Genomic DNA, 10,968 nt, shown 5'->3' with positions numbered 1-10,968 from the left:
AGATGTGTATACGCGACAGCCCGTACCCCCGTGCTCCTGCACCCTCCGTATCCCCGTGCCCCCGTGAACTCCCCCGAACGGGAACCCGTTCGACCCGCGCTCTGCTCAGCGGCAGTCGTACCTCGCGCCGGTCACGTCGCTGTATCGCGCCCACTTCATCTTGGTGCGGTCGGTAATCGGGTCGATTACTCCGCGAGGGCCGAACAGGAGGTCGTGTCCACCCACTGGTGCGCGCTGATCGAGTTGTTGACGGTCCCGAAGAGCTTCAATCCCTCCCAGTAGTCGTCGCTGAGGTTCGACGCGAAGCCCTCTGCGCGCGTCAGGCAGATGTGAGGGTTCAGGTCGTCACCATGGGGGCGGGTGTAATTGTAGAATTTCACCTGCGAGTATTCCCCCTTGTTGATGATCGAGGTGGCCTTGTTGTCGTCGCTTCCCTGGAAGCCGCCAAGGCTGTTTCCCCAGTTGTTGTCATCGAGCTGGGCGCCGCCGAGATAGCCCTCACAGTTGGCTTTGTCGTAGGCGTACATCCAGCCGGCCGTAGCCCCGTCGTAGTTGTCACGGCACGTGGCGGCCGCAGCGGCAGCCGAAGCGCTGGGGACGGGACCGATGACCACGAGGCCGGCCAGCGTCGCCATGGTCGCGAGCGAGGACAGTTTGCGCACGGCAAGAACTCCTTTGTCTATGCGGAAGTACTGTTTCAGGAAAGGATCTGCTTGGCTTCCGCCAAGGCGTGCAGCCGCATCTTTCGGTAGTCGACGTGTTCCTTGCCGTACCGCTTCAGCGCCTTCGCCCGGTACTTGGTTTCGAGAGAGTGGGTGATCTCGGCCAGGGACGTCTCCTTGGCGCAGGTCGCGTCGATGACGGCCAGTTCCGTGTCGAACTCGTGGGCCTCCGCGGACGGCATCCCCTCGGTACGCAGAGTGCGCTGCTCACGGAGTTTGTCCGGGTTGACAAAGGGGCGGCCGGCGTCTGTCATACAGCTCGACCACTTCTTGAGGGACACCGTGAAGCTCTTGTCCTTCATGACCTCGGGCACGTAGAGCGGCATCAGGCCCGTGACGGTCCTGCGTGCGACGAACCAGGTCTCGGGGTCGCCGTAGAGTTTCTTCCGTGCCTCGTTGGCGCACCCTCCACGAGGAGTCTCGACGGTGCCCACGTCACCGGGAAGCTCGACCTTCATCGCGTCACGCCAGTCGCCGTCCAGCGCCCTCGAATAGGCGGCCCGCTTCTCCTTGGGCAGCTTGTTCTGGTAGGTGACGGTCGGGTGGGTCAGACGTATCTTCTCCGCCTTCTCCTGGAAGACACGGCCGTACCCGTACTTCTTGGCCCACCGCACATCGTCCATCACATAGAGGCCCGCTCTGCGCTCATCGACGACGGGCACCGGAATCTCCCAGTAGGGGAATCCCTTTTCCGCCATGCACGCCTTGAGTAGCTTCTGTTCGGCACGCTCCACTTCGATCTCTTCCTCGACGGTGAGATCCCGGAGTTCCGCGGCCGCGACCATTGCCGCCCGCTCCTGATTCCGCTCCTGCTCCGGTTCGCCGGAACTCGAACCGCCGGACAATGACGATCCGGCGCCACAACCGGCCGTGAAGCAAGCGGTCGCCACAGCCGCAACAGCAACGACAGCGGCAAAGGCCCTTTGCCTCATCCGAAGTCAGCCCTTCCCCCGTATTCGGTACAAAGCCCGAAGTCGATTTCCTCGAACTCGGCTTCCTGACCCGGACAGTAGCCCGGACCGGTCGCTGAGTGTGACGGTCGTTCGCCCCACAAGGAACGGCCGCCACCCGCACCGGGCTTCTCCGGAAGCACATCGGCGCTCGGCCTGCATCGCAGGTCGACCGCAGAGGTCGACCGCAGAGGTCGACCGCAGGTCAACTACCCTGTTCCCCAAGCGACATGGGGGTCTCCAGGTGACGGACACGAACGCGAGGCCGGCTGGAGAAGACCGGCGGCCTCCAGGAGTTGACCCGGCATGAGTAGCAGCAACGCACCAGTCAGCGTGGTCGTCGTCGACGACCATCCAGCCATCCTCTCGGGCATACAGGCGTGGTACGCCGCGTCACAGCGCCCCATCACCGTGGTCGCGGCCGGCACCTCCGCGGAACTGGCCTGGACCACGCCGGGCAGCACGGCCGATGTCGTCCTCCTGGATCTGCAACTCGGCGAGGGCGGCCCCGCCTTCGGCAGCCTGCGAAGACTCGTCGACGCCGGACGGCAGGTGGTCGTCTACTCGATGCGGGACGACGAGAAGACGGCGCTCAACTGCCTGGACCTGGGAGCCGCGACCTTCCTGACCAAGAGCGAGGGCCAGCAGCACCTGGTCGAGGCGACACTGGCGGCAGCCGATGAGCGGCCCTACATGGCGCCCGCGCTGGCCGGCGCCCTTGGCACGAACGCCCGGGCCGACCGCCCCCAGCTCTCCGCGCGCGAGGAGGACGTGCTCATCGAGTGGTTCCAGTCGGAGTCGAAGGAACTGGTCGCCCAGCGTCTCAACATCTCCGTGCGGACGGTCAACTCCTATCTGGACCGGGTGCGGATCAAGTACGCGAACGTCGGCCGCCCCGCACGGACCAAGGCGAGCCTGGTGGCCCGCGCCGTCCAGGACGGACTGGTCGACGTGGCCGACCTCTGAACGGAGCCCCCGGGGGCGGGCGGGGAAGAGGGCGGTACGTCACCGGGTGGTCCCGCCCTCAAGACAGTCGGGCAACAAGCCTCGCCTCCCCTGCGCCGCGGTGCGAGCATCGGGTGACTTCACGCATCCACCAGGGGGTTCGCCATGGCACTGTTCGGAAACGCCCATACCGTCGACCCGGGGAAAGCCCAGTACGACTACGCGCGACTGCTCGGGCAGAACGAGCAGGTCCACGCCGCCTTCCAGTTGATCCGTGACACCATCCTCTTCACCGACCGCCGCCTCATCCTGGTCGACAAGCAGGGCATCACCGGCAAGAAGACGGAGTACCACTCCGTCCCGTACCGCAGCATCACGCACTTCGCCGTCGAGACCGCCGGCACCTTCGACCTCGACGCCGAGCTGAAGATCTGGATCTCCGGCACGTCCGTGCCCATCACGAAGACCTTCACCAAGGGCGTCGACATCTACGAGGTCCAGGCCATACTCACCCAGTTCGTGGCGCGATAGCCGTACGGGGCCCGGGCCCCAGCCCCCGTGCCAGCGTCAGCGTGACCGCGATCGACGCGGCCGCCGTCACCGTCATCGCCGTCGCCGGTGACGTCAGTTGGGCCGCCGAACCGGCCAGCGCCGCGCCGCCGCCCTGCATCGCCAGCATCCCGGACGAATGCAACCCCAGGGCGTGGCCCGACAGTTCGGGCGGCGTGACGGCCATGAGCCGTTCCTGCTGGAGAAGGCTCGCACCGAAGCCGACGGAGGCCAGGGCGACGAGGACCGCGGCCAGGGACAGGCTCGGGCGCAGGGCGAAGAGGAGATACGGGGCCGCCAGCAACAGGAGCAGGGGTACGCCCAGCCGTGGGCGCAGGACTGGCCCGACGAAGCGGGCCACGGCCACGTCCCCCGCCAGCATGCCCAGCGCCGCGCACGCGAAGAGCAGACCCGCGTGCTCGGGAGCGTACGAGACGTAGAGGGACTCGCAGCCGACGATCAGGCCGTTGGGGAGCCAGAGCGCGAGGTAGAGGTGGCGGCGGGAGCCCGCGGAGAACAGGGTTCGGTTCGTGCGCCAGGTCTCGCCCACCGACGGACGGCCCGTGGCTCTCGGCGGGCGGGGGGTCAGGGCGCAGCGGGCGACCGCCGCGGCCGTCGCGTACAGGGCCGCCGCCGTGAGCAGGGTGCCGCGCGGGGACAGGAACGCGATCAGGACGCCTCCCGTGGCGTAGCCCGTGATCTGCGTGACCCCGTTCGCCATGTTGAAGACCGAACGGCCGGTGATGTAGCCGTCGGAACCGTCCTTGGACAGGATCTCGTTCAGCAGGCCCCAGCGGACGCCTCCGCTCAGGGAGGCCACCAGACCGAGCGTGAGGACCAGGCCGAAGAGCGTCCAGAGGGGGGCGGGGAGCGCCAGGAGCGCCGTACCCGCCGCGAACGCCAGCGCGGTGCCCGTCATCGTGGCGCGCGGCGGCAGTCGGTCGGCCGCCGACAGGAGCGTGGTCGCGCCCACGACCTGGGCGAGCGACGGGCCGAACATGCTGAGGGCCGACAGGAGGGGCGAGTCCGTGGCCCGGTAGACCAGTGTGCCGAGCGCGAGACCGCTCATCGTCTGGGCCGCCACCTGCGCCGAGGAGGCCAGGAAGAGGGGCGTGAACTCCGGGGTGCGGAAGAGGGACCGGTACGTCGTACGCATGCCCGGAGTCTCGGACCCGCGCCGGAGCGAGCGTTACTGTTTCGCGTCCGCGCGAAACAATGTGCCTCGGAAGCCGGAGGCGGAGGCGGAGGGGAAGGGGAAGGGGGCGGAGATGGGCTGGTGGCAGGTCAGTGCCGACACCCTGGCCGGGAGTCGCTTCGTGCTCTCTCCGCTCGCCGAGACCTTCGCCTGTCTGAAGGCGCTGCACGCCGGCACGGCCGCGCACCCCGGCGAACGGGCCTGGCTGAAGACCCATCTGGTCGGTTACGAGCGGCGGCTGGCCGCCGATCCGGTCACCGCCGCCCTCGTCCGGGCAGGGCTCGGCCCCGAGTGGATCGCCGACTTCCTCACGCCCACCCCGCGGGGCGAGGAGGACTTCGCCGCGGAGGTCGCCCGGGTGCGCGAGGTCCCGCCCGAAGCCGCCCGCGCCCACCTCGCCGTCGCCCTGCGCGGTCCGCTGCCCGCCGTCCTCCGGGACCGCGACGACCTCCCCGAACGCGCCGCCGACCTGCTCACCCACGTCTGGACCGAGGCCGTACGACCCGACTGGCCCCGCCGCCGACGCGTGCTCGAAGCGGATGTCGTGGCCCGCACCGCCCGGCTCAGCCAGGAGGGCTGGGCGGCAGCGCTCGGCGCGATGCGGCCCGGCATGCGCTGGCTCGGCGAGAACCGGCTGCAGGTCAACCTCCATGAGTACCCGCCCCGCGAGATATCGGGCGCGGAACTCGTCCTCGTACCGGTGACCGTGCAGCGGCACGGGTGGGTGTCGTGGGAGGAACCCCACCGGTACGCGGTCGTGTACCCGTGCTCGGGCGTACTGGCACACACCGGACCGCGGGCCCCGTCCTCCCCGACCGCGTCCGTCGCCCCCGAGAGTCTCGCCCGGCTGCTCGGCAGCGCACGCGCCGGCGTCCTCGCCCTGCTGGACTCCCCCATGAGTACGAGCCAGTTGGTCGCCGTCACCGGGCAGGGGCTCGGCTCGGTCGGCCGCCATCTGAAGGTCCTGCTCGACGCACGGCTGGTGCGGCGGCGGCGCTCGGGGCGGTCCGTCCTCTACTACCGGACGGCCGCCGGTGAGGTCCTCGTCGAGGCGCAGGGCGCCGCCCCTGCGGCAGTGCGCCGGAGTTAGCATCCGTTCATGACTACTGACAACGCGGGTATCTCCGGCACCTCCGCTCTCGACGTCGACATCGATGCGCTGCAGGGCGGTTCCGCCGACCTCGGCCAGTACAAGGGCCAGGCCGTCCTCATCGTCAACGTGGCGTCCAAGTGCGGGCTCACCCCCCAGTACGCGGGCCTGGAGCGGCTGCACGAGCGGTACGCGGCGCAGGGCTTCACCGTGCTCGGGGTGCCCTGCAACCAGTTCATGGGCCAGGAGCCCGGTACGTCCGAGGAGATCGCGGAGTTCTGCTCGGCGACGTACGGCGTGACCTTCCCGATGACCGAGAAGGTCGACGTCAACGGGGACGGACGCCACACCCTGTACGAGCGGCTCACCGGCTTCGCCGACGGCGAGGGGCACACCGGTGACATCCGCTGGAACTTCGAGAAGTTCCTGATCGGCCGGGACGGCGCGGTGGTCGCGCGCTTCGCACCGCAGACCGAGCCGGAGTCGGCCGAGGTCGTGTCGGCGGTCGAAACCCACCTCGGCTGAGGCGAGGCGAGGCGCGCGCCGCCGGGTGCCCTACCCCTCGCTTCCGCGGACCTCCGCGCGCAACTCCTCCGGGCAGCCGGTGCCCCGAGGGAACTGGTAGGGCGCCGCCAGGCGGTACGTGCCGGCGCGTGGGGCCAGCAGCTCCGTCCACTGGTCCCCCATGGCGTCCTCCTCCGTCTCCATCAGGCAGCCGTTGACGTTGTCGTACGTCTTCGGCACGCCGTCCTCCCGCTGCTTGGACTCCTCGGTCTCCTGCGGCGGCTTCAGGCTCTTGCCCTCCGCGTCGACGAGCCCGAGCCACGGCGAGTACGGGATCCGGATGAGCACCCGCCCCGCCCGCTTGACCTCCAGCGTCAGCTCGCCCTGCTCGGCGCGGTCGACGACGGCGGGCGGGTCGGCCATCGGCGTGGGGTCGGTGACCTCGAAGAGCTGCCAGTTGGCGTCGCCCCAGACCTGCTTCAGGTACGTCATCCCGCGCTGGACCAGCTCGCGCTCGCGCTCACCGCCGTCGCCGTCGGGCTCGCCCTTGGGGACGACGACGTAGTGGACGGCCCAGCGCTGGAGCCACTCGTGGTAGTTCGCGGAATTGAGCGTGTCGTCGTAGAAGAGGGGGTTGCGCTCCATGTCCGCCTGCCGGTTCCAGCCGCGGGCGAGGTTGACGTACGGGGCGAGCGCGGACGCCTCGCGGTGGGAGCGGGCCGGTACGACCTCGACGCGGCCCTTGTCCGCGCCGGCCTCCTGGAGCTGGTTGACGAGCGGGGCCAGTTCGCGGGCCCAGGACGCCGCGGGCGTCGTGTGCACGATGTCGTCCACGGCCTTGAAGCCGATCCAGGTGTTCAGGCCCACGAAGGCCACGATGATCACGTACCACTTGCGCGAGCGCGGCACCGTGAAGGGCAGCGCGGCGATCAGCGCGACGCCCCCGAGCAGCATCGGGAGGCGGCTGATGTTGGAGCCGATCTGCGAGCTGATCAGCCAGACGAGCAGGACGGCGAGCCCGTACACCGCGGCCGTGATCCGGACCGTCTTCCACTCCTTGGGGACGAGGAAGAAGACGAACACCGAGTACGTGAAAGGCAGCAGGACCGACGCGAACAGCATCGGCTGCGTACCCGAGAAGGGGAACATCCAGGCCGAGACGCCCACGACGGCGGCGGGCGCGAGGCCCAGCGCCCAGGCGCCCGGACGGCGCTTCTGCAGGAACAGCGCCACCGCGACGAAGCCCACGAAGAGCCCGGCCACGGGGGACGCGGCGGTCGCGAGCGCGGCGAGGGGGGCCGCGCACAGGGCCTTGGCCCAGCGCTTGTAGCGCCAGCGGTACGGCCAGCAGAAGACGACGGCGGTCGCGCCGAGCGCGAAGACCATGCCGAGGCCGAAGGTCACCCGACCCGAGACCGCGTTGCACAGGAGCGCGAACACTCCGGCCAGGGCCGGCCACTTGGGATCGCGTACGGCCCTGCTGCGCATCAGCACCAGCGTGAGCAGCCCGGCGGAGATCGTCCCCGCGATCATCAGCGTCGTCCGCACGCCGAGCACGGCCATCAGATACGGGGACACCACGCTGTACGACACGGGGTGCATGCCGCCGTACCAGGCCAGGTTGTACGCGGACCCGGGGTTGCGCCCGACGAACTCGGCCCACGCGTCCTGCGCCGCGAGGTCGCCCCCGCTGTTCGCGAACGTGAAGAACCAGATGATGTGGAGGACACCCGCGAGCGCCGTGGCGAGGACCGCGGGATGCCGCACGAAGCGCCGGAAACGGGTGTCGACGCCCGTACTGGTACCAGCGTCAGCGTCAGCGTGAGTGTCGGTGCCGGTGTCGCCTGTGCCCTCGGCAGCTGGGCCCTCGGGGACTTCCGGGTGCTCGGCGGCGTCTACCGGGTCCTCGGATGCCGCGGAACCGGAATCCTCGCCGGGCCCGGTCGGGCCTTCGCCGGGATCACGTGATGCGGAGGTGTCGGGTGGCACGGCCTTTTCGAGTGGCTCGGCGGTACGGGGGCTCTCGGCGCCCTCGACGTACCGGGTACGCACTCCTATTCGCGGGCCGGCCCCTCGGCTCGGCTCGGCGTCGTCGGCATGCGTCGGCTCCGCTGTCGCCACGTGCTGGCACTCCTGTGTCCCGTTGTTCCACTCTCGGCCGGGCCCCGCGGCGGGCCGCCTTGCCCCATCCTGGCGACGCTAGCACGCACCCCGCCGGAGAGCCCCTGGGTGGGGCTCCGTCGGCGGAGTGCGGTCGGCCCTGCGCGGTTCAGCGCTGTACGGCCCGGTTCAGCGCTTCGGGGGGCGTGTTCCCGTCAGGCAGTCGGTCAAGCCACCCTGGTCAGGCCACCCTGGTCAGTTTGGCGCCGAATCCCGGTTCGGCGAGATCCGACTGGAGCGCGACCGGAACCTCCACCGCGTCGCCCGTCGTACCGTCACCGACGCTCAGGGAGCCGACCTTGGTTCCCGCCTTCGCCTCGTGCGGAAGGGACGTGCCGTCCTCGCTCAGCTTCAGCTTGACGGTCTGTCCGGCCCAGCCCACCGCGGAGACGTCCTTGGTGGCGACGACCGGTGCCTGGCCCCCGAGCCCGTCATCCACATACCCGACGACGTCACCCTTCTTCAGGATCTTCTGCGAGGTCAGCGCCTCCTGGGCGGCGATCATCGCCGTCTTGCTGACCGCGTTGACCGTGTCGATGATCGGCGGCGTGTGCTGGCCGAGGATCGCGCCGACGACGATGACGTTCTCACCGCCGACCTCCTGCGTGGCGGCGAAGAGCAGGTTGCCGCCGGCCTTGGTGGTGGAGCCGGTCTTGATGCCGATGGCGTTGTTGTACGGCACGAGGCGGTTGTAGTTGTCCCACTTCCTGCCGGACGGGTCCACCCAGGTCGGCAGCTTGGTGATGTCGACCAGCGCCTGGATCTTCACCAGCTCGTTGCCGAGCTTCACCTGGTCCTCGGCGGTGGAGACCGTGGTCTCCTTCAGCCCCGAGGCGTCGGTGTACGTGGTGTTGGTCATCCCGAGATCCTTGGCGGCGGCGTTCATCTTGTCGATGAACTTCGCCTCGGAACCGTTCGCGTCCCAACGGGCCAGCAGGCGCGCGATGTTGTTCGCGGAGGGGATCATGATGGCCGCGATGGCGTCCTTCTCGGTGAGGGTGTCGCCCTCCTTGACGGTGTTGAGCGTCGACTCGCCCTTCGCGTCGTAGCCGCCCTCCTCCTCCGCCTTCGCGTCGACGGGGATCTTCGCGCCGTCCGCGCCGGCCTTCAGCGGGTGCTCCTTGAGGATCACGTACGCCGTCATGGCCTTGGCGACCGAGCCGATCGCGACGGGTTTCTGCTCCCCGAACGAGTCGACCGTGCCGACGCCGTTGACATCCATCCAGCCCTGCCCCTCCTCGGGCCACGGCAGGGAGACCTTGTTCCCCTCGAAGGCGTACGACTCGTCGGCGGTCAGCACGAGGCTGGGGGACGGCAACGGACGTACGACCTGTGCGACCGCAAACACTACGGCCAGCAGGAGCACCAGCGGCGTCCAGATCTTGACCCGGCGCACGATCGTCCGCACCGGGGTCTGCCGGGGCGCCGGCGTGTTCGTCAGCTCCGCCAGCAGGTCCAGCGGGGGCTTCGGCGGGAGGGGCTGCTGGGTCGTGCGCTCCGGACCGACCTGCGGGGTGACGCCGGCCTCGGCGGCCTTCGGGAACGGCGCCGGACCGGGCGGCCTCGCCGTCGGGGCGGCAGGCCCCGCCTTCGGCGGCGCGGGCTCGTCGAGCGGCTTGAGGGCCACGAACTTGCTGGTCCGCTCGACTTCCCGCTCGGGCTCGGGAGCCGTAGGGCTCTCGGGGACCTTGGGTGCCTTGGGTGCCTTGGGTGCCTTGGGGGCTTCGGGTTCGGCTGCCGGTTCGGCACCGCCCAGCTTGAGCATGGCCGTGGGCTGGTCCACGGAGGGCGGCCGCTTGAAGGTGGCGGTGGCCCGGTCGACGGGGGGCTTGGGCTTGTCCTCGTCGGCGGCGGGGCTCGACTTCTGCTCCGGCTCCGGCTCCGACTTCGACTCCGGCTCCGGCTCCGGCTTCGCTACGGGGTCGGCGTCGGCGGCACCAGCAGCAGCGGCCGGGCTTCCGCCCTTGCTCGGGGCGTCGGCATCGACGTCGACGTCGGCGGCCTTGGCCGGGGGGTCGCCGTGCGGAGCGGGACGTTCCGGCTCGGCGGACGCCGGCTCGCCCTTCGGCTCGCCCGCAGTCTCATCCGCAGCCTCGGCCGAGGTCCCGGCTCCGGCTCCGGCGTCGGCATCGGCATCGGCATCGACGTCAGGCTCCGCGGCGATGGCGGTCTCGCCGTCCTCGGCCGATGCGTCCACCGAAGCGGCGCCCTCCGGCTCGGAGCCCGGGGCCGCGCCCACACCCGTATCGGCGTCCGGGTCCTCGTCCGAGTCCGAGCCGTCCGCGGCGGGAGCACCCGAGTCCGCGTCCGAGCCGTCGGAGCCGGAACCGGAGCCGGAGTCGGCCCCCGCCCCGGAGCCGCCGCCGAGGTCACTCCCCTCGTCCGCGTCCACAGAAGCGCCCTCAGGCGCCTCGTCGTCCGCCGTGGCGGCCCAGGCCGCCACGACGTTCCGCAGTCGCGCGTCGCCGCCCCCGGTGCCCTTCCCAGCACCCGCGGCGGCGCTCTCCGGCTCCGCAGAACCGTCACTGCCCTGGGAACTCCCGGCAGCCGGCCCCGCTGCCTCCTCCGCACCCGCCTCCTCCGCACCCGCGGAGCGCTTCGTCGAGAACACCGCGGTCGCCGTGTCCACGCGGGCAGCCGCCGTCACGGCCTCCCGCGCGACCGCCAACCGCGGATCCGGAACCGGAGCCTTACTCCCCGACGTCGCTCCTGCCGACGACTCGTGCTGCTTCGACCTGTCGGGGGACTCGCCCGCCACCGATGCCTCCTCCGTGCGCCACACACCGTGCGCCCAACCGAACCATGAACCCATAAAACAGTGCACACCCGGCCCGGACACGCGTGTCCGAACCA

The 10,968-nt window shown here is 70.2% G+C and carries 9 protein-coding genes; 4 read left to right on the top strand and 5 right to left on the bottom strand.

The window, feature by feature from the left end; genetic code table 11:
* Positions 1–185: 185 nt before the first annotated feature.
* Both AOK01_RS36350 and AOK01_RS36345 read right to left on the bottom strand, forming a co-directional pair.
* Positions 186–662, bottom strand: a complete 477-nt coding sequence (locus AOK01_RS36350; RefSeq protein ID WP_055519292.1) for a hypothetical protein — start codon at positions 660–662, stop codon at positions 186–188.
* A gap of 35 nt (positions 663–697) precedes the next feature.
* Positions 698–1,507: a hypothetical protein gene (locus AOK01_RS36345; RefSeq protein ID WP_079104045.1), complete on the bottom strand. Its 810-nt coding sequence runs from the start codon at positions 1,505–1,507 to the stop codon at positions 698–700.
* 471 nt (positions 1,508–1,978) lie between these two features.
* Between AOK01_RS36345 and AOK01_RS36340 the strand changes: the two genes are divergently transcribed.
* Positions 1,979–2,638 carry a DNA-binding response regulator gene (locus AOK01_RS36340; protein WP_055519286.1) on the top strand — a complete coding sequence of 220 codons (660 nt, stop codon included), beginning with the start codon at positions 1,979–1,981 and terminating at the stop codon, positions 2,636–2,638.
* 144 nt (positions 2,639–2,782) lie between these two features.
* Positions 2,783–3,148, top strand: a complete 366-nt coding sequence (locus AOK01_RS36335) for a PH domain-containing protein (RefSeq protein ID WP_055519284.1) — start codon at positions 2,783–2,785, stop codon at positions 3,146–3,148.
* On the opposite strand, the gene AOK01_RS36330 is transcribed toward AOK01_RS36335, so the two are convergent.
* Positions 3,126–4,322 carry an MFS transporter gene (locus tag AOK01_RS36330; RefSeq protein WP_055519282.1) on the bottom strand — a complete coding sequence of 399 codons (1,197 nt, stop codon included), beginning with the start codon at positions 4,320–4,322 and terminating at the stop codon, positions 3,126–3,128. The genes AOK01_RS36335 and AOK01_RS36330 overlap by 23 nt on opposite strands.
* 112 nt (positions 4,323–4,434) lie before the next feature.
* Here AOK01_RS36330 and AOK01_RS36325 point away from each other — a divergent pair, with 112 nt between their 5' ends.
* Together AOK01_RS36325 and AOK01_RS36320 are read left to right on the top strand one after the other, a co-directional pair.
* Positions 4,435–5,451, top strand: a complete 1,017-nt coding sequence (locus AOK01_RS36325; protein WP_055519296.1) for an ArsR family transcriptional regulator — start codon at positions 4,435–4,437, stop codon at positions 5,449–5,451.
* Between the two features lie 9 nt (positions 5,452–5,460).
* Entirely contained in the window at positions 5,461–5,976 is a 516-nt protein-coding gene (locus AOK01_RS36320) for a glutathione peroxidase (protein WP_055519281.1), read from the top strand.
* A gap of 30 nt (positions 5,977–6,006) precedes the next feature.
* On the opposite strand, the gene AOK01_RS36315 is transcribed toward AOK01_RS36320, so the two are convergent.
* Both AOK01_RS36315 and AOK01_RS36310 read right to left on the bottom strand, forming a co-directional pair.
* Positions 6,007–8,076 carry an ICP22 family protein gene (locus tag AOK01_RS36315; RefSeq protein ID WP_055519278.1) on the bottom strand — a complete coding sequence of 690 codons (2,070 nt, stop codon included), beginning with the start codon at positions 8,074–8,076 and terminating at the stop codon, positions 6,007–6,009.
* A 220-nt stretch (positions 8,077–8,296) separates the two neighbouring features.
* Positions 8,297–10,873 carry a D-alanyl-D-alanine carboxypeptidase gene (locus tag AOK01_RS36310; RefSeq protein WP_063792922.1) on the bottom strand — a complete coding sequence of 859 codons (2,577 nt, stop codon included), beginning with the start codon at positions 10,871–10,873 and terminating at the stop codon, positions 8,297–8,299.
* Positions 10,874–10,968 lie beyond the last annotated feature (95 nt).

It is taken from the genome of Streptomyces aurantiacus (assembly GCF_001418335.1).
Classification (GTDB): domain Bacteria; phylum Actinomycetota; class Actinomycetes; order Streptomycetales; family Streptomycetaceae; genus Streptomyces; species Streptomyces aurantiacus.
This window is presented reverse-complemented; position numbering and strand designations above follow the sequence as displayed.